This window comes from Lachnoclostridium sp. An138 (genome assembly GCF_002160765.1).
GTDB classification, from domain to species: Bacteria; Bacillota; Clostridia; order Lachnospirales; family Lachnospiraceae; genus Laedolimicola; species Laedolimicola faecalis.
In genome coordinates, this window is sequence record NZ_NFLF01000001.1 from 243,563 (window position 1) to 263,158 (window position 19,596).

At 51.3% G+C, this 19,596-nt stretch carries 16 protein-coding genes; 3 read left to right on the top strand and 13 right to left on the bottom strand.

Translation table 11 applies throughout. The annotated features are described in order from the left end of the window. Positions 1–406 precede the first annotated feature (406 nt). The 5 genes from B5E82_RS01065 to gap all read right to left on the bottom strand — a co-directional run bounded on the left by B5E82_RS01065 (position 407) and on the right by gap (position 7,664). Positions 407–2,305, bottom strand: a complete 1,899-nt coding sequence (locus B5E82_RS01065; RefSeq protein WP_330398193.1) for an ABC transporter ATP-binding protein — start codon at positions 2,303–2,305, stop codon at positions 407–409. Further along, entirely contained in the window at positions 2,295–4,037 is a 1,743-nt protein-coding gene (locus B5E82_RS01070) for an ABC transporter ATP-binding protein (protein ID WP_087305439.1), read from the bottom strand. The genes B5E82_RS01065 and B5E82_RS01070 overlap by 11 nt, the downstream gene beginning before the upstream one ends. A 336-nt stretch (positions 4,038–4,373) precedes the next feature. Beyond that, positions 4,374–5,123, bottom strand: a complete 750-nt coding sequence (tpiA, locus tag B5E82_RS01075) for a triose-phosphate isomerase (RefSeq protein ID WP_087305441.1) — start codon at positions 5,121–5,123, stop codon at positions 4,374–4,376. 144 nt (positions 5,124–5,267) lie between these two features. Next, positions 5,268–6,473 carry a phosphoglycerate kinase gene (locus tag B5E82_RS01080; RefSeq protein WP_087305682.1) on the bottom strand — a complete coding sequence of 402 codons (1,206 nt, stop codon included), beginning with the start codon at positions 6,471–6,473 and terminating at the stop codon, positions 5,268–5,270. A gap of 177 nt (positions 6,474–6,650) precedes the next feature. Then, positions 6,651–7,664, bottom strand: coding sequence for a type I glyceraldehyde-3-phosphate dehydrogenase (gene gap, locus B5E82_RS01085; protein WP_087164360.1), 1,014 nt, complete (start codon positions 7,662–7,664; stop codon positions 6,651–6,653). A 293-nt stretch (positions 7,665–7,957) separates the two neighbouring features. Between gap and B5E82_RS01090 the strand changes: the two genes are divergently transcribed. Beyond that, complete coding sequence (locus tag B5E82_RS01090) at positions 7,958–8,773, top strand: histidinol-phosphatase HisJ family protein (protein ID WP_087305443.1); 816 nt, start codon at positions 7,958–7,960, stop codon at positions 8,771–8,773. Positions 8,774–8,835: 62 nt separating this feature from the next. Here the strand turns inward: B5E82_RS01090 and mnmA are convergent, their stop codons facing one another. Genes mnmA through B5E82_RS01110 form a run of 4 tightly spaced genes read right to left on the bottom strand, consistent with a single transcriptional unit; the run spans position 8,836 to position 12,051 of the window. After that, entirely contained in the window at positions 8,836–9,915 is a 1,080-nt protein-coding gene (gene mnmA / locus B5E82_RS01095; protein ID WP_087305444.1) for a tRNA 2-thiouridine(34) synthase MnmA, read from the bottom strand. A 10-nt stretch (positions 9,916–9,925) separates the two neighbouring features. Further along, positions 9,926–10,369, bottom strand: a complete 444-nt coding sequence (gene nifU / locus B5E82_RS01100) for a Fe-S cluster assembly scaffold protein NifU (RefSeq protein WP_087305446.1) — start codon at positions 10,367–10,369, stop codon at positions 9,926–9,928. 22 nt (positions 10,370–10,391) lie between these two features. Continuing rightward, positions 10,392–11,573 carry a cysteine desulfurase NifS gene (gene nifS / locus B5E82_RS01105; protein ID WP_087305448.1) on the bottom strand — a complete coding sequence of 394 codons (1,182 nt, stop codon included), beginning with the start codon at positions 11,571–11,573 and terminating at the stop codon, positions 10,392–10,394. A 19-nt stretch (positions 11,574–11,592) separates the two neighbouring features. Continuing rightward, the gene (locus B5E82_RS01110) at positions 11,593–12,051 is read right to left on the bottom strand and encodes an RrF2 family transcriptional regulator (RefSeq protein ID WP_087305449.1); all 459 of its coding nucleotides are present in this window, start codon (positions 12,049–12,051) and stop codon (positions 11,593–11,595) included. Between the two features lie 131 nt (positions 12,052–12,182). On the opposite strand from B5E82_RS01110, the gene B5E82_RS01115 reads away from it, so the two are divergent. Both B5E82_RS01115 and B5E82_RS01120 read left to right on the top strand, forming a co-directional pair. Next, positions 12,183–13,523: a putative polysaccharide biosynthesis protein gene (locus B5E82_RS01115; protein ID WP_162610670.1), complete on the top strand. Its 1,341-nt coding sequence runs from the start codon at positions 12,183–12,185 to the stop codon at positions 13,521–13,523. Positions 13,524–13,690: 167 nt separating this feature from the next. After that, a complete protein-coding gene (locus B5E82_RS01120; RefSeq protein WP_087305453.1) occupies positions 13,691–14,719 on the top strand; it encodes a 3-deoxy-7-phosphoheptulonate synthase in 1,029 nt (342 codons plus the stop codon). A 603-nt stretch (positions 14,720–15,322) separates the two neighbouring features. Here the strand turns inward: B5E82_RS01120 and xerD are convergent. From xerD to rny, 4 genes are all read right to left on the bottom strand, one after another. After that, complete coding sequence (gene xerD, locus B5E82_RS01125) at positions 15,323–16,195, bottom strand: site-specific tyrosine recombinase XerD (RefSeq protein ID WP_087305455.1); 873 nt, start codon at positions 16,193–16,195, stop codon at positions 15,323–15,325. Between the two features lie 245 nt (positions 16,196–16,440). Further along, a complete protein-coding gene (locus B5E82_RS01130; RefSeq protein ID WP_162610671.1) occupies positions 16,441–17,031 on the bottom strand; it encodes a stage II sporulation protein M in 591 nt (196 codons plus the stop codon). A gap of 81 nt (positions 17,032–17,112) precedes the next feature. Beyond that, positions 17,113–17,910 carry a pyrroline-5-carboxylate reductase gene (gene proC, locus B5E82_RS01135; RefSeq protein ID WP_087305683.1) on the bottom strand — a complete coding sequence of 266 codons (798 nt, stop codon included), beginning with the start codon at positions 17,908–17,910 and terminating at the stop codon, positions 17,113–17,115. A gap of 135 nt (positions 17,911–18,045) precedes the next feature. Continuing rightward, positions 18,046–19,587 (bottom strand): ribonuclease Y, encoded by a 1,542-nt coding sequence (gene rny, locus B5E82_RS01140; protein WP_087305459.1) that lies wholly within the window; start codon positions 19,585–19,587, stop codon positions 18,046–18,048. Positions 19,588–19,596 lie beyond the last annotated feature (9 nt).

The following is a 19,596-nucleotide window of genomic DNA, read 5'->3' on the forward strand; positions in this document are numbered from 1 at the left end:
CGCGGACTACCCGACAGTCCGCGGCATTTTATTATTGAGCTATCCGTCCTTTTCACATAACTTCACTCTGGCTGTATCTGATATTCAGTAAATCACCAGTTCCCCCGTTTTTATCTCTTCGACCCCAAGGATACCGCCATTCGCTGATCCTGCCGCCTTCTGCTTTTTCATTTATATACCGATAAAATACAAACCAAATACATTCAAGCATAATTTCCCAAAAATAAAAAGCCAGAAACTGAAATTGTCAGCTTTTCTGATATCCCCGTGTCCGGCTTCCCACGTACACCTGTGGGATCGGAACGGACCTGAAGTCCGTATCCGAACACACTGGTGTACGTGGGATGTCCGAACACCGGATACAGAAAAGCTGACACTCCTTCATTCCTGACCCTTTTTATTTCCTTTATTCCAGCTCAAAGGCCCCCGTATACAGCTGATAGTACTGTCCCTTCTGAGCCAGCAGCTCTTCGTGGGTTCCTCTTTCTATGATTCGTCCGTGATCCAGAACGATGATCACATCGGAATTTTTTACGGTGGACAGACGGTGGGCGATGACAAATACCGTCCTGCCTTCCATCAGCGCGTCCATACCACGCTGCACGATGGCCTCGGTACGGGTATCGATGGAGGAAGTCGCCTCGTCCATGATCATAACCGGCGGATCGGCTACAGCCGCCCGGGCAATGGACAGAAGCTGCCGCTGGCCCTGGGACAGATTAGCCCCATTTCCGGTCAGCATGGTCTGATATCCTTCCGGCAGACGGCGGATGAAGTCGTCTGCTCCGGCCAGTCTCGCCGCTCCGATACATTCCTCGTCAGGAGCGTCCAGCTTGCCGTAACGAATGTTCTCCATTACCGTGCCCGTGAACAGATTTACATCCTGAAGAACGATACCCATGGAATGCCGCAGGTCCGCTTTCTTTATCTTGTTGATATTGATTCCGTCGTAGCGGATCTTTCCGTCCGCAATGTCATAGAAACGATTCAGCAGGTTCGTAATCGTCGTTTTTCCGGCACCGGTCGCGCCTACGAAAGCTACCTTCTGTCCCGGTTTCGCATAAAGCGAAATATCGTGGAGTACCGGCTTATCCGGTTCATACTCAAAATCCACGTCGAACAGACGCACATCCCCCTGCAGTTTTGTATAGGTGATGGTTCCATCCGCCTGATGCGGATGCTTCCAGGCCCAGATTCCGGTGCGCTCTTTGCATTCAGTAAGGGTGCCGTCGTCTTCCTCCTGTACATTGACCAGCGTCACATAGCCATCGTCCGCCTCCGGCTGCTGATCCATCAGCGTAAAGATTCGCTCAGCGCCCGCAAGACCCATGACTACAGAGTTAATCTGGTTGGACACCTGAAAGATGTTTCCGGAAAACTGCTTCGTCATATTCAGGAAGGGAACCACGATGCTGATGCTGATTCCAAGTCCGGAAATACTCAGGTTCGGAGCCCGGAACAGAAGCAGAAGTCCTCCGGCTACCGCCACCAGCACATAAAGGACATTTCCCATATTATTCAATACAGGTCCCAGAATATTCGCATAGCGGTTTGCCTGCTTTGCCACATAGAACAGCTCTTCATTCAGCTTGTCAAAGTCTGCCTCCGTCTCTCTCTCATGACAGAAGACCTTCACGACCTTCTCGCCGTTCATGATCTCTTCCACAAAGCCCTCTACCTTACCTACGGCTACCTGCTGACGGAAGAAATACCGGGCCGATCCGCCGCCGATTTTACGTACTGCCAGCAGCATAATGATCATTCCGAAAACAATCACGATAGCCAGCCAGATACTGTAGTACAGCATAATGCAGAACACTGTCAGCACCATGATGGATGAGGTCAGAATCTGCGGAAAGCTCTGGGACACCATCTGGCGGAGAGTATCGATATCATTGGTATAGTAGCTCATGATATCGCCGTGGTTGTTGGTATCAAAATACTTAATCGGCAGACGCTGCATTCCATTGAACATCTTGACACGCAGCTTCTTTAAGGTTCCCTGCGTCATAATCGCCATCAGCTGATTGAATGCCAGGGAAGAAGTCAGCGACAGCACATAAAATACAGCCAGAATTGATACCAGATGGAGAATCTGTCCTCCCACAGAGGCCCAGTCGCCTGTCCTCCAGCTCTGTTCTACCACCGCAATGACATTCTGCATGAAAATGGCGGGCACAGAACTTACAACAGCGCTGAATACGATGCAGACCACCGTCACAGGCATCATAACCGGATAAAATTCCCGGATTGTCTTCAAAAGACGCAGGACGATAGAACCTCTTCCGCTTTTCTTATTCATCATTATCACCTGCCTTATTCTGAGACGTATAGATTTCACTGTAAATTTTGTTTCTTGCAAGGAGCTCCTGATGTGTTCCCACATCGTTGATGGTACCGCCTTCCATGACGATAATGCGGTCTGCGTCCTCCACGGAAGCCGTTCTCTGGGCGATGATAATCTTCGTGGTCTCCGGTATGTACTCCCGAAGAGCTTTCCGGATGCTGGCGTCTGTCTTGGTATCCACCGCGCTGGTGGAGTCGTCCAGAATCAGAATCTTCGGCTTTTTCAGCAGAGCGCGGGCGATACAGAGCCTCTGCTTCTGTCCGCCGGATACGTTTGCTCCGCCCTGCTCGATCCAGGTGTCGTAGCCGTTCGGAAACTGAGACACGAATTCGTCGGCGCAGGCCATTTTGCAGGCCTCGATCATCTCTTCGTCAGTGGCCTCCTTATTTCCCCAGCGCAGATTATCTTTGATGGTTCCGGAAAAAAGAATATTTTTCTGCAGCACCACTGCCACCTGATTTCTGAGTGAGTCCAGATCATACTGGCGCACATCCAGGCCTCCTACCTTTACGGAACCTTCCGTCACATCGTAAAGTCTGGAAATCAGCTGAATCAGAGACGATTTGGAGGAACCGGTTCCTCCGATGATTCCGATGGTCTCGCCGGATCTGATCTCCAGATTGATATTGGAGAGCGCCATTCTCTCTGCCTTTTTGGAATACTTGAAATTTACATGGTCAAAGACGACAGACCCGTCTTTTACTTCATAAACCGGATTCTCCGGATTCTCCAGAGTGCTCTTTTCAGTCAGCACCTCTACGATACGCTTCGCCGACTCGTCTGCCATCGTAATCATCACGAATACCATGGAAAGCATCATCAGACTGTTCAGCATCATGAAATTGTAGGTCAGAAGAGAGGAAAGCTGTCCCACATCCAGCGCCAGTCCCCTGGTAGTGACAATCGTATAAGAGCCGAAAGAAAGCACGAATACCATCACTCCATAGATACAGAACTGCATCATGGGACCATTGAAAGCCAGGATTCGTTCCGCCTTCGTAAAATCCGCACAGACGTCTTCTGCCGCCGTGCCAAATTTCTTTTCCTCATAGTCTTCACGCACAAAAGATTTCACCACGCGCATGGCCTTGATATTTTCCTGAATGGAACTGTTCAGATTATCGTACTTTTTAAATACCTTTTTGAACAGCGGCATGGCCCTGCGGATCACAAGGGTCAGCCCCGTTCCCAGAAACGGAATGGTCAGAAGGAAAATCCATGCCATTCTTCCTCCCATGATAAACGCCATGGTAAAGGCAAAAATCAGCATCAGCGGGGCGCGCACCGCCACACGGATAATCATCATGTAAGCCAGCTGTACGTTGGTCACGTCTGTGGTCATACGCGTTACCAGCGACGAAACAAGAAATTTGTCAATGTTTTCAAACGAATACTTCTGTACGCTGTAAAACATATCTTTGCGGAGGTTCTTCGCCAGTCCGCAGGACGCTTCCGCGCAGCTGAAGCCGGACATCATACCCAAAAAAAGCGAAAGCAGCGCCATAACTACCAGAACCACCCCGTACTGGAAAATAACGGTCATGGTGCATCCGGCCTTAATCTGATTCACCAGCATGGCCATAATAAACGGGATGATACATTCCAGCACCACTTCCAGAGCCACCCAGATGGGCGTCATGATAGATGCTTTCTTGTATTCCCTGACACTTTTTGCCAGTTCTCTTATCATGTCCTTTTCTACTCCTCCTTTTCTTAAGACAAAAAAATAGTGCTTATCATTCATCCTTACACATGATAAACATTACCGTCAATAGTTTTACACCCTTCCCTTATGGGCGGGCTTATGTTCAGCCGAAAGCCGGGCCGCAGGTATCCCGCGGTCCGGCTCCCTCCTGCTTAATTATAAAAATTATAAATCAAAAAAAATAAAATTTCAAGAATCATTTTCATTGAAAAAACCATCCGGTTCCGGAAGACCGAAATCGGATGGTTTTTCATGATTCCTGCTTGGCGTCGGTGTACAAGAGGCAATACGCCCTTGGTACACCGACGCTATTTTCTTTCATTACTTATAGTTGACGATCTTTCCGAAGTCCGGCTTCAGGGCCGCGCCGCCTACCAGGCCGCCGTCGATGTCAGCCTGAGCAAACAGATCCGGAGCGGTAGCCGCGTTTACAGATCCGCCGTACTGGATACGGATAGCTTCTGCTGTCGCCTCATCGTAGATCTCAGCGATGCATGCGCGGATGCCGGCGCATACTTCCTGTGCCTGCTCTGTGGTAGCTGTCTTTCCGGTTCCGATAGCCCAGATTGGCTCATAAGCGATAACGGCCGTCTTTGCCTGATCTGCTGTGATTCCCTGGAAACCAACCTTTACCTGCTGACGGATGAAATCCATGGTTACGCCCTGCTCTCTCTGAGTCAGAGTCTCGCCGCAGCACATGATCGGGGTCAGGCCATGCTCAAATGCCTTCAGCATCTTCTTGTTGATGTCCTCGTTGGTCTCGCCGAAGTACTCACGTCTCTCGGAATGTCCAAGGATCACATACTTCACGCCGGCATCTGTCAGCATATTCGGGGAAATCTCGCCCGTGTAGGCTCCCTTCTCCTCAAAGTACATATTCTCAGCGCCCACCTGAATGTTGGTGCCCTTTACAGCCTCTACAACCGGAACGATGTCGATAGCCGGAACGCAGAATACTACGTCCACTTCATCATTTGCTACCAGCGGTTTTAAGGTATTTACCAGCTCTACTGCCTCGCTGGGAGTCATGTTCATCTTCCAGTTTCCGGCGATAATTTTCTTTCTTGCCATTGTCTTGTTCTCCTTTATGATTTTTCATATATCTTGCGGACACTAAGCTCAGACTTCGCCTGCAGCTCGCCTTTGCCAGGGGTCCGGAAGGACGTTCGCATTAACCTCAAGCTGCGGCCTTGCCCTGCTTTCGCTAAGCACTTACTATTTATCGTTTGCTGCAGCTACGCCCGGAAGCTCTTTGCCCTCCAGGAACTCCAGAGAAGCTCCGCCGCCTGTGGAGATGTGAGTCATCTTGTCGCCGAAGCCAAGCGTATTGACAGCTGCCGCGGAATCTCCGCCGCCGATGATGGTCGTCGCGTCGGTCTCAGCCAGAGACTTGGCCACCGCGATGGTTCCCTTTGCCAGAACCGGATTCTCGAATACACCCATGGGTCCGTTCCATACTACTGTCTTCGCGGACTTCACAGCGTCTGCATAAGCCTCAGCCGTCTTCGGTCCGATATCCAGTCCCATCATGTCAGCCGGCATAGCCTCTACAGAAACCTCCACAACCTCGATCTCCGCGTCGATGGGGTTCGGGAATGCCTTTGCGGCTACGGTGTCAACCGGAAGCATCAGATTCTTGCCAAGCTTCTCAGCCTTTGCCATCATTTCCTTGCAGTAATCGATCTTCTCATCATCTACCAGAGAAGCTCCTACTTCATATCCTTTTGCCTTCAGGAAGGTAAACGCCATTCCGCCGCCAATGATCAGAGTATCGCACTTCTCAAGCAGGTTGTTGATAACGTTCAGCTTGTCCGCAACCTTTGCTCCGCCTAAGATAGCCACGAACGGACGCTCCGGATTGTTTACTGCGTTTCCGAGGAAATCGATCTCTTTCTGCATCAGATATCCTACTACGGAAGTCTTTACATACTGGGTAACGCCTACGTTGGAGCAGTGTGCGCGGTGCGCGGTTCCAAATGCGTCGTTTACAAATACGTCTGCCAGAGAAGCCAGCTCTTTGGAGAACGCTTCTCCGTTCTTAGTCTCCTCTGCGCGGTAACGGGTGTTCTCCAGAAGAACCACGTCTCCGTCCTTCATAGCCTCTACAGCAGCTTTCGCGTTCGGTCCTACAACCTCCGGATCAGCGGCAAATTTCACTTCCTGGCCCAGAAGCTCAGACAGTCTCTTTGCCACCGGCGCCAGAGACAGCTCCGGCTTCGGCTCTCCCTTCGGCTTTCCGAGATGGGAGCAGAGGATTACCTTTCCGCCGTCCGCAATCAGCTTCTTGATGGTGGGCAGAGCCGCTACCAGACGGTTCTCGTCTGTGATCTTTCCATCCTTCAGCGGTACGTTAAAATCGCATCTTACCAGGACGCGCTGTCCTTTTACATTGATGTCATCTACAGATTTCTTGTTTAACATCTTGATCTCTCCTTCATTTTTAATTCTTCCTGCGGAACTCCCGCAGAAGATCAGAATCCAAAAAGAGGCCCGGTCCACATCGACCGGACCTCTTGAGGTCTTTACTTACGACTCATGCAGTCTGCTTTTGCGCAGGCACAAGCAGCCATTCTGATCGTCGTCCGCATGGCTTAACGCTTATGCAAGCTCTGCGAAGTACTTGATGGTACGAACCATCTGAGATACGTAGGAGTTCTCATTGTCATACCAGGAAACTACCTGAACCTCGGTCTTTCCATCCGGAAGCGGAGCAACCATGGTCTGAGTAGCATCGAACAGAGAACCATATCTCATACCAACGATATCGCTGGATACGATCTCATCCTCGTTGTATCCGAAGGACTCGGTCTGAGCAGCCTTCATGGCAGCGTTGATCTCTTCCTTGGTTACAGCCTTGTCAACAACTGCAAACAGCATTGTGGTGGAACCTGTCGGGGTCGGTACACGCTGAGCAGCGCCGATCAGCTTGCCGTTCAGTTCCGGAATAACAAGGCCGATAGCCTTTGCAGCACCGGTGCTGTTCGGAACGATGTTGATAGCAGCAGCGCGGCTTCTTCTCAGATCGCCCTTTCTCTGCGGTCCGTCCAGAACCATCTGATCGCCTGTGTAAGCGTGGATGGTGCACATGATACCGGACTCGATCGGAGCCAGCTCGTTCAGAGCCTTAGCCATCGGAGCCAGGCAGTTTGTTGTACAGGAAGCTGCGGAAATAACAGTATCCTCTTTTGTCAGAGTTGTGTGGTTTACATTGTAAACGATGGTCGGAAGATCGTTTCCTGCCGGAGCGGAAATAACAACCTTCTTAGCGCCAGCCTGGATGTGTGCGGAAGCCTTCTCCTTGGAGGTGTAGAAGCCGGTGCACTCCAGAACTACGTCTACGTCCAGCTCTCCCCACGGAAGCTCTGCTGCGTTAGCCTTTGCGTAGATCTTAATCTCTTTGCCGTCAACGATGATGGAATCCTCTGTTGCGGAAACAGTGTCAGCCAGAGCGTACTTGCCCTGAGAAGAATCATATTTTAACAGGTGCGCAAGCATCTTCGGGCTTGTCAGGTCGTTGATTGCAACTACCTCATATCCCTCTGCATTAAACATCTGTCTGAATGCAAGTCTGCCGATACGTCCGAAACCGTTAATCGCTACTTTTACTGCCATTTTTGAATTCCTCCTAAAAATGAATTTAGATTTTGACTTATGAGCTATCCCTATTTTTGGAAAGGCCCAGCCTGTTTTTATTGTAACGAATCCACAAGAAAAATGCAAGTCCCATTTCTAAATTTGTTGAGTAAGAAGCATTTTTTGTCAGAACAGCGAATATACTGTTCCGTTTTTTCTTGCCATTGTGTATTTTTTCCGCTAGTATAAAGGAGAATCCCGCTGTTCCGGGGAGTCTGGAGCAGCGGCCTGTCTTGTGAAAATTTTATTCCAGCATACCAGGAGGTACCGCCATGACTGCTGACTATCATTTGCATTCCTGTTTTTCCGGAGACAGTGAGACTCCCACAGAAGAGGTCGTCCGCTCCGGATTGGAAAAGGGACTTTCCCTTTTATGCCTGACAGAACATTTTGACCCGGATTATCCTTATGCCGATGTCTGTATGGATCTGGACGCCCCTGCCTATTTTGCGGAAGCGCGCCGTCTTCAGGCCCTCTATGAGAGCCGGATCGAGATCCGCGTCGGAGCCGAGCTGGGACTTCAGCCCCGCCTGGGAACTTTTCTGGATTCCTGGCTGGAGCGGAATATGGCAGAAGGCCTCTCCTTTGACTTTCTGATCGGCTCCACCCATCTGGTGGACGGCACCGATCCCTATTATCCGGAATTCTGGAACGGCCGGGAGCCGGAAGCTTCTGTAGGCCGCTTCCTTGATATCACCCTGGAAAATGTCCGCGCCTTTGACTGCTTCGATGTCTACGGGCATCTGGATTATATTGTCCGGTATATTCCTGACGGAGAACGCCGTTTTTCCTATTCCTCCCACAGAGATCAGGTGGATGCCATCCTGAAGCTTCTTATCGAAAAGGGAAAGGGCATAGAAATCAATACCGGCGGCTGGAAAGCAGGACTTTCCGAGCCCAATCCCTGCGGGGAGGTTCTCCGGCGCTACCGGGAGCTGGGCGGCGAAATCATCACCACCGGCTCAGACGCCCATACCCCCGAGTACACAGGCTTTCGTCTGGAAGACGCGAAAGAAGTGCTTCGAAGCTGCGGTTTCCGCTACTTTACCATCTTCCGGGAACGGAAGCCGGAGTTTATAAAACTGTAATCCGCAGTTCAGATTGCGCCGGATGATAAAACCGCGCGCTCCGCTGCTCATCTTTCCTTAGATTACAGAATCGTGCCGCCGCCCAGCACATAGTCTCCGTCGTAAAAGACGACGGCCTGTCCCGGCGTCACGGCACGCACCGGTTCGTCGAACTCCACGCGCACCCTGTCTTCTCCCTCCGGATAAATGGCGCAGGGGGTCCCCCGGTGGTTATACCGTATTTTTGCCACAGCCTTCTGTCCGGACGCAAAAGACGGTTCCGCCATATAATTCAACCGGTCTGCATACAGGATTCTGGTAAATACATCTTCCTGTTCTCCTATGACCACCTCATTGGTCTCCGGACGAATCTGGGTCACCACTACCCTGCGGCCCATGGGAAGGCCAAGTCCCCTCCGCTGGCCGATGGTGTAATGGATGATTCCCTTATGGCGGCCCAGCACCGTGCCGTCCGCCGTCACAAAATTCCCTTCCTCTGAGGGCTTTCCCGTAGTCCTCTCGATAAAACCCGCATAATCCTGATCGGGCACGAAGCAGATCTCCTGGCTGTCCGGCTTTTCTGCCACGCGGAGCCCCAGCTGGGCCGCAAACTCCCGAATCTGATCCTTGGAATATTCCCCCACAGGCATCAGCGTGCGGGAAAGCTGCTCCTGGGTCAGATTGTAAAGAGCATACGTCTGGTCTTTCGCGGCGGTGACGGAATGGCGGATAGAGAAACGGCCGCTGGTAAGCTTCTCTACCCGGGCATAGTGTCCCGTGGCGATATAATCCGCCCCTATTTCCAGACTGCGCTTCAACAGCGCCTCCCATTTCACATACCGGTTGCAGGCGATACAGGGATTCGGCGTCCGTCCGGCCAGATATTCCGCTGTAAAATAGTCGATGACGGATTTTTTAAAGTCCGCCCTGAAATTCATTACATAATAGGGGATATCCAGCTGGGCGGCCACCCTGCGGGCGTCTTCCACAGCGGAAAGGCCGCAGCAGCCTCCGTTTTCCTCCTGAATTTCCTGTTCTTCCTCCTGCCAGATCTGCATGGTTACCCCGATGACCTCATAGCCCTGTTCCTTTAACAGCCAGGCCGCCACCGAAGAATCCACGCCGCCGGACATTCCGATTACTACTTTCTTTCTGTCTTTCATCTTCCGCGGATCAATACTCCTCTTCTTCCTCTTCCTCGCCCTCATGAATGTCAGACTTGGGCTTTTTCAGCCCCTCGATCTGAATGCCGTGCTTTTCCGCGTAATCCCAGAGCGCCGCGTGAATAGCCTCTTCGGCCAGAAGGGAACAGTGTACCTTCACGGGAGGAAGTCCATCCAGCGCCTCCATTACTGCCTTATTGGTCACCTGCAGGGCCTCCTGTACAGTCTTTCCCTTCACCAGCTCCGTAGCCATGCTGCTGGTCGCCACAGCCGCTCCGCAGCCAAAAGTCTTGAATTTGCAGTCCTGAATCACGCCGTTGTCATCGATATCCAGATACATGCGCATGATATCTCCGCATTTTGCGTTTCCCACAGTTCCCACGCCGCTGGCGTTCTCTATCTCTCCCACATTGCGGGGGTTCTGAAAATGGTCCATTACTTTCTCACTGTACATTGTTTTTCTCCTTTTCTCTCTGTCACTGCGCTTTTTTCACAAAATCCTCGTAAAGAGGCGACATGCTGCGCAGCCGGTCAATGATCTTTTTCAGACTCTCCACCACAAAATCCAGCTCCTCTTTTGTGGTCTCTTCGCTTAAGGTCAGCCGCAGCGAACCATGGGCGATCTCATGGGGCAGGCCGATGGCCAGCAGCACATGAGAGGGGTCCAGAGAACCCGAAGTGCAGGCCGAGCCGGAAGAACCACAGATACCTTCCATATCCAGCATAATCAGAAGAGACTCTCCCTCGATAAACTGGAAGCTGAAATTTGCGTTGTTCGGAAGGCGCATGGTCCGATGGCCGTTCAACCGGGTATAGGGAATCTCCTTCAGCACTCTGCCGATGAGATAATCCCGAAGCTCTTTCTCCTTATCCGCGCGCTCCTTCCTGGTGCTTACAGCGCGCTCCACCGCTTTGCCCAGGCCCACGATGCCCGGCACATTTTCCGTGCCTGCCCGGCGCTTTCTCTCCTGGGCTCCCCCATGGATAAAGGAACGGATCTTGACGCCTTTGCGGATATAAAGAAAACCGATTCCCTTCGGTCCGTTCAGCTTATGGCCGCTGGCGCTGAGCATATCAATATGGCAGTCATCCACCTGGATCGGCAGCTGGCCAAAGGCCTGTACCGCATCTGTATGGAACAGGATTCCATGTTCCCGGGCGATTTCGCCGATTTCCTTTATGGGCTGAATGGTGCCAATCTCATTATTCGCGTACATCACGGAAATCAGAATCGTGGTGGGCCGGATGGCCTTTTTCAGCTCTTCCAGCTTTACCACGCCGTTCTCGTCCACATTCAGATAAGTCACTTCAAACCCCTGCTTTTCCAGCCACTGGCAGGTATGCAGAATGGCATGATGCTCAATTTTGGTGGTAATGATATGATTTCCTTTTTTCTTATAAAACTCTGCCGCGGCCTTCAGCGCCCAGTTGTCGCTTTCTGTTCCTCCGGCTGTAAAATAGATTTCCTCCGGCTGCGCACCCAAAGCCCCGGCAATGATCTCCCTGGCGTGGTCAACCGCCTTTTTGCTCTCTCCCGCCAGGCTGTAAATGCTGGACGGGTTGCCGTAAAGCTCTGAAAAATACGGCAGCATCGCCTCCACAACTTCCGGCGCCGTCTTCGTAGTCGCCGCGTTGTCCAGATAAATCAGTTTTTTCATAACTGTAATCTCCTTCACTTCAGTTGACACAGCAGGAACCTACCGTTCCCGCCCCGTCTCTCATATTTTTGCTTTCCTGAATCAGCTGATCCAGTTTAATCTCGTCTACCGTCCGGTTAATGCTTTCATTGATTTTCTGCCAGACGTACTTTGTCACGCAGTATTCTGAGCCCTCGCAGAAACCATCTTCTTCCAGTCCCGGGCAATTCACCGCATCCAGATTCCCCTCCAGAGCCCGTAAAATGTCGCCCACAGAGATCTCCGACGCCGGCTTTGCGAGCATATAGCCGCCGCCTGCGCCGCGCACGCTCTTTACCAGGCCGGCCTTGCGAAGCTTCGCGATAAGCTGCTCCAGATAGCTTTCTGAAATCTGCTGCCTGGCGGAAATGCTTGCGATGGATGCCGCTTCCTTCTCGCTGTATAGTGCCAGATCTATCAATGCCCGAAGCCCATACCTTCCTTTTGTAGACAGCTTCATAATTTCTCACCCCGCATTTAATTCCGAGTATTTTAATCGGATTTAATTGGATGATACCATGCCCGCCCTGTTCTGTCAAGTCTGATTCGGGAATATATTATATCAGTTCAGCCATACGGAAGGAGCCTGCTATGAAGAAACAGAAACACCCTCTGATAACCGGCGCTCTGATTCTCACGGCCACAGGCATCGTTACGCGTTTCATAGGTTTCTTTTATAAGATATTCCTGAGCCGTACCATCGGTGCCGAGGGCATCGGCATTTATCAGATGATTTTTCCCATCTACAACGTCTGCTATGCGCTGACTACAGCCGGAGCCGAGATCGCCGTCACCCGTTTTGTATCCGGCGAAGCTGCCAGAGGGAATCTGAGACGTGCCCGCTCCGTTCTGCACCTGGGACTTTTCTTGTCTGTCTCCCTTTCTCTGCTGGCTGTTCTGCTGCTCTATCTGAATGCGGATTTTATCGCGGTTTATCTGCTCCATGACGCGCGCTGCGCTTCCCTTCTGCGTATTATGTCAGCCACCGTGCCTTTCGGCGCCTGCTATTCCTGCATCACCGGATACTACTATGGACTCCGCCGGGCGGGAATTCCGGCCGCCGCCCACCTGACCGAGCAGTTGGTGCGGGTAAGCGCCGTGTATCTCATTTACCGGGTCGCCTTGTCGGAAGGCCGCTCTCTTACGCCGGCCGCCGCGGTCATCGGCCTGGTCCTTGGCGAATTTTCTTCCATGCTTTTTGGCGTTTTTGCCATCTCCACAGACCGTTCTGCCAGACAGCAGAAAAGAAAACGGGACTACTCTCTGATTCAGCTGGCAAAAAACATGCTCTCTACCGCGGTTCCCGTCACCGGCAACCGGGTCTGCATGAATCTTCTGACCAGCGCCGAGGCCACCCTGATTCCTTTTACCCTGCAGCAGTATGGCCTGAATTCCGAGCGTGCCTTAAGTGTATACGGAACCCTGACCGGTATGTCCATGTCCTTCATTCTGTTTCCCAATGTGCTGACCAACGCAGTCTCCGTCATGCTGCTGCCCTCTGTCTCCGAATCCCAGGCCGCCGGACGCCGGGAACAGCTTAAGCGTACCGTCCAGAAGACCGTATCCTTCTGCCTGCCCATGGGGATCACATTTACCGTCATTTTTCTTCTCTTCGGAAAATATCTGGGTACCTTCTTTTTCAAAAGCGAAATGGCCGGCGACTTTATCATCACGCTGGCCTGGATCTGTCCCTTCCTGTACCTGAACGGAACGCTCCACAGTATCCTGAACGGCCTGGGGAAGACCAGCGCCGGTTTCTTCAACAACCTGACAGGCATCATGATCCGGATTATCTTTATCCTGCTTTTTGTCCCCAAGGCAGGCATCGAAGGGTACCTGTGGGGGCTTCTTGCCAACCAGCTCTTTGTGACCCTGCTGAACCTGAGAGCTCTGCGGGAATATCTGCAGCCCGGGAAAGCCCGTCTTTCCTGAATATAAATTCGAATATAAATTCTCTGACTCAAAAAATATGCGTGACTTTTCAGGATTCATGTATTATTATAAATACCGTAGGTTTTCGGAATCCTATGTCTGAATGCCTGCTGCAAGGTAAATTTATTCTGCGCAAGAGATAATCAATAGGTAAGGAGTACAGAAAAATGGCATTTGATTTTATACAAAAGCTGCCCACACCCCAGGAGACCCGTGAGCTTTACCCGGTGCCTCCCCACGCGGCCAAAATAAAAGAAGAACGCGACAAGGAAATCCGGAAAGTATTCACCGGAGAATCTGATAAATTTATCGTCATTATCGGGCCCTGCTCGGCAGATAACGAAGAGGCGGTCTGTGACTATGTGAGCAGACTCGTCCCGGTACAGGAAAAGATCAAGGACAAGGTCTTAATCATTCCCCGTATCTATACCAATAAACCGCGTACCACCGGCGAAGGATATAAAGGAATCATGCACCAGCCGGACCCGGAGAAAAAGCCGGACCCTCTGGCAGGCATTATTGCCCTGCGCCATATGCATATCCGGGCCATTGAGGAATCCGGGCTGACCGCAGCCGACGAAATGCTTTATCCGGAAAATCTGCGCTATGTGATGGATTTTCTTTCCTATATTGCCATCGGCGCCCGTTCTGTGGAAAACCAGCAGCACCGTCTGGTATCCAGCGGCATCGATGTACCCACCGGAATGAAAAATCCCACCAGCGGAGATCTGACCGTCATGCTGAATTCTGTATACGCAGCCCAGCACGGCCATTCCTTTATCTACCGCAACTGGGATGTGCAGACCACCGGAAATGAGCTGGCCCACACAGTCTTACGCGGATCGGTAAATGAAAGAGGCGTATCTCTTCCCAATTACCACTATGAAAATCTCCGCCATCTGCTGGACCTCTACAATGCCAGAGATTTAAAGAATCCGGCCTGCATCATCGACGCAAACCACAACAATTCCAACAAGCAGTTCAAGGAGCAGATCCGTATCGTAAAGGAAGTGCTCCACAGCCGCTCCTATTCCGACGACATCCGCCGTCTGGTAAAAGGCGTGATGATTGAAAGTTATATTGAGGAAGGCTGTCAGGGAATCCACGACCATGTGTATGGGAAATCCATCACCGACCCCTGCCTTGGATGGGAAGATTCAGAAAGACTGCTGTATGAGATAGCGGAGCGCTGTTAGAAAAAAATAACGTGTGTGACAGGACGACCGCGGCTTTCTTCCGCCTGTGTTCGGACGTCTCACGTACGCCTGTATGCCCGGATACGGACAAAAAAGTCCGTCCCGGAGCATACAGACGTTCGCGAGAAGCCGGACACTGCAGCGGAAGAAAGCCGCGGTCTGTGCTATGCCACACGTTAGGTTTTTCTGCGGAAATTGTTCCACAGCGGCTGTTTTCCTATAATCATATCATAGCTAAGAGCTGAAATAGAGCGCTCTTTATGCCAGGCATCTTGAAAGAGCAATCGCCAAGGATTTCCGCCATGAAGTGCACATTTTGACAAGCGATATACTGCAAGAGGTGAACAATTAGACAATGTGGCAGCCCACATCGTGTTTCCATCTCTTTATACTATACACCATGAAATTTCGTATCTCAGATAAAATTTAAGGTGTATATGAACAGGCCGCGAATGTCTGATATCCCCGTGTCCGCCTCTTAACGAACGCCTGTATGTTCCGGGACGGACTTCCGTCCGGGACCGGGCATACAGGCGTCCGGGAAGTGTGCGGACACAGGATACAGACATTCGCGGCCGTCCCTGTTACACACCTTATATTTTTTCACCCTCTCGGATGCGCCTTCGCATAAATCTCCCGGGCGCGGTTTGCGTACATCATGGTGGTGGAAATGTCAGAATGGCCCATCATCTCCTGCACCACATGCAGGTCTGCCCCGTTCTCCACCAGATGAGCCGCAAAGGAGTGGCGCAGAGTGTGAGGCGTAATCTCCGTCTCGATGCCCGCCTGCTTCACATACTGCTTCAAAAGCTTCCAGAAGCCCTGTCGGCTCATACTCTCGCCGGAACAATTTGGAAACAGCATCTCGCATTCCTTGCCTCCAATCAGCTCCGCCCGGGCGCTTTTCATATAGCGTTCCAGAGCTTTCCGGGCTTTGAAGCCGTAAGGCACAATGCGCTCCCGGTTTCTGTCCCGGCAGACGATATAGTCCAGCTTCCAGTTTACATCCTCCAGGCGCAGGGAAATCAACTCCGTCACACGGATTCCCGTAGCATACAGAAGCTCCAGCATAGCTCTGTCCCGAAGCCCTTTGGGCGTACGGTCACCCGGCTGCTCCAGAAGCTTTGTCATATCTTCCACGGAAAGAATATCCGGCAGCTTCTTTTCCACCTTGGGCGCCTTCAGGTTTTCCGCGGGATCGGAGGTAATATTTCCCTCCTTCCAGAGATAGAGATAAAATCCCTTCATAGCCGCAATATTGCGCGATACGGTCGCCGCCGACATTCCCTTTTTCTCCAAATCCAGAATGTATGAATTCAGATTCGTCTCTGTCACGTCCTCCGGCCGGTCGATCTTCTGCTCGTGCAGAAAGCGCATCATTTTTACCAGATCCCTCCTGTAGGAAAGCTCCGTATTCTGCGACGTCTTTTTCACATTGTGTAAATAAGCTACAAAACCTTTAATCTCCTGCTCCATAACCCCTCTGCCCCTTGATTCACAATAACGGCGGCCCACTGAAAAAGAATCCTGCGCGCAGGATTCTCCGCTGAACCGATAATGTATTTAACATTATAGTAACAAAAAAGCAGAAAAGCAATGGTCTTTTTTCCCCGATTCTACAAAAAAACCCGGGATTTTCCCCTGTTCCACAAGATATGGCTGCCCTTGATTTTTGCACCACCAAATATTGTAAGTCTGCTTGAAAAATTTTTTTCTGCCGCTCAGATGACCGCCAGCGCTGTCTTTAGAAAGAGGGGATTCACATAGCTTTCCAGGAAAGCTCCGGCCAGAAAGACCACCGCTCCCGCAAGCCACACCAGCAGATACCGGTAAAACATTCCTTTTCCGTCTCTCCACTGCCGTCCTCTCCATTCCCCGCCTGCCGGCATGGCGCATATTCTTTTCAGCAGCCAGCAGCCTGCCGGGATATATAAAATAAAATGCGGAAGGCCGGCGGCGATACAGAGCAGGATTCCCGCCGGACCCATTTTCACCGCCGCGGTCGTTACCGTGATTCCCAGAGCGGCTCCGATCCAGAACAGGAACACGCAGACCGCAGCCATGCCAAGGACAGTCAGTCCTGTCAGCCACAGAATGGTAAACACGGATATGCGCGCTTTCAGGGTATACAAAAACAGTTCGTCGGAAGCAAATTCTACCTGCTGGTATTTCGTAAAAAAATAGGAGCTCATCAGGGTTGTCTCATGGACTGCCGCCCGTCCGAACAGAGTAATATACAGCACGCCTGCCACAAATCCCAAAAGAAAAAGTGTGAGGAAAAGACTGCGTCCCTTCAGCCGGATTTCTTTCATACAAAAACCTCCCATACACAGATCAGTGTATGAGAGGCTCTTCCATTTCATGATAGTTTCAGGAGGATTCTCCGGGACTCCTTATTTCATGGATTCTGATTTTTCATAACAGGCCTCGCATGCTTTCAGAACCGCTCCCCGGAAACCGGCATTTTCCAGCGCCGCCACTCCCGCGATAGTCGTACCTCCGGGAGAACATACCTGGTCCTTCAGCTCGCCCGGATGCTTTCCTGTCTCAAGCACCATTTTAGCGGCTCCCGCCACTGCCTGAGCGGCAAACGTATAAGCCTGCGCCCGCGGCAGTCCAAACTGCACGGCCCCGTCCGCAAGAGCCTCGATAAACTGATATACAAAGGCCGGAGAGCTTCCGCTGGCGCAGACCACGGCGCTCATCATACGTTCCTCCACATCCGCGTATTTTCCAGCGCAGCCGAATATTTTATGTACCATATCAATCTCTTCCCCGGTAAGTTCTTCAGCCAGAAAACTCAACCCTGTCATTCCTTCTCCGATCAGAGCCGGAGTATTGGGCATGGCGCGGACAATTCTGCGGTCAGAGCCGAGGGACTCCTTCAGCTGCTCTATGGTAATTCCCGGCGCAAGAGAAATCACCACATGCTCCTCCGTCACCGCGTATCGAATCTGCTTAAGCACCTGGGGATAATACTGAGGCTTCACAGCCAGAATTACATACTTGCAGCTGTTGGCGCATTCTGCGTTGGACTGGATATAAGTCACCTGTGTTTCCGCATAGACTCTGCGCCTGGTCTCATCCGTCTTTGCGGTAAACACCAGCTCTTCCACCGGAAATTCTTTGAGAAGCCCGGTCAGAAGCGCTTTCCCCATATTTCCCATTCCTATAAATCCTATCGTTGCCATCCTGATTCTCCTTTCTTTTCTCTGATGCCTGCCGCGGACACCCTGAATTTCCGCGGTCTTTCCCGGCGGCACTAACTCCATAAAAAACACGATATCGCAAAAAGGATGCCGCTTTCGCGGCATCCTCCGTCTTTCCTATTTCGCATAATCTGTTACCCTGCTTTCGCGGATAACATTTACCTTAATCTGGCCCGGATATTCCAGCTCAGCTTCGATCTGCTTGGAAATATCTCTTGCCAGTAATACCATAGTAGCGTCATCTACCTGATCAGGAACTACCATGACTCGAATCTCTCTACCTGCCTGAATTGCAAAAGACTTGTCTACGCCCTTGAAAGCATTGGCGATATCCTCTAACTGTTTTAACCGATTTGTATACGTCTCCAGCGTCTCTCTTCTCGCACCCGGGCGGGCAGCGGAAATGGTGTCCGCAGCCTGTACCAGACAGGCGATCAGAGAAGTCGGCTCCGTATCTCCATGATGTGATTCTACTGCATTGATAACGATGGGAGACTCCTTGTACTTTCTGCACAGATCCGCTCCAATCTGAATATGTGATCCTTCCACCTCGTGGTCAATGGATTTGCCGATATCGTGAAGAAGTCCCGCACGCTTCGCCATACGCACATCTACACCCACCTCGCCTGCCAGCAGGCCCGCCAGATGAGCCACCTCGATAGAATGCTTCAGCGCATTCTGACCATAGCTGGTACGGAACTTCATTCTTCCCAGAAGTTTTACCAGCTCCGGATGAATTCCATGGATACCTACTTCGAGAACAGCCGCCTCGCCTTCCTCGCGAATCATGGTCTCCACTTCCTTCTGTGCTTTTTCCACCATTTCCTCAATGCGGGCCGGATGAATACGTCCGTCCACAATGAGCTTTTCCAGCGCGATACGCGCCACCTCTCGTCGGATCGGGTCAAAGCCTGATAAAATGACAGCTTCCGGCGTATCATCGATGATCAAATCAATTCCGGTCAGCGTCTCAAGCGTACGGATATTCCGTCCTTCACGCCCGATGATCCTTCCCTTCATCTCATCATTTGGAAGCTGCACAACGGAGATCGTCGTCTCTGCCACATGATCGGCAGCGCATTTCTGAATCGCCGTAACCACATATTCCTTCGCCTTTTTATCGGCTTCTTCTTTTGCCTTGCTGTCAAGTTCCTTGACAAGCTTGGCTGCTTCATGTTTTACTTCGTCTTCAACAGTCTTTAATAAATAATCTTTTGCTTGTTCGGAGGTAAGGCCAGAGATTCTTTCCAGTTCCTGCACTCTTTTTTCCTGAAGCTTGTTCAGCTCAGCGCTCTGCTTCGCCAGCTTCTCTTCTTTGGCCGCATAGCTTGCTTCCCGTCTTTCCAGCGCGTCTGACTTCTTATCAAGAGCTTCCTCTTTTGCCAGAACCCTGCGCTCATAACGCTGCAGCTCCGCTCTGCGTTCCTTTGTTTCCTTTTCCAGCTCGTTCTTTGTCTTCAGCGATTCTTCCTTCGCTTCCAGCAAAGCTTCGCGCTTGGACCGTTCTGCAACCTTTAATGCGTCATCTATTATTTCCCTTGCTTTTTCTTCCGCGTTTCCGACCTTTTTCTCTATCATCGTCTTCCGCACGTAAGTCGTCACAAGAGCCGTAACTATAATCGACACAAGTGCAACTATTATCGGAACATAAAACGGCACAGGAGCACC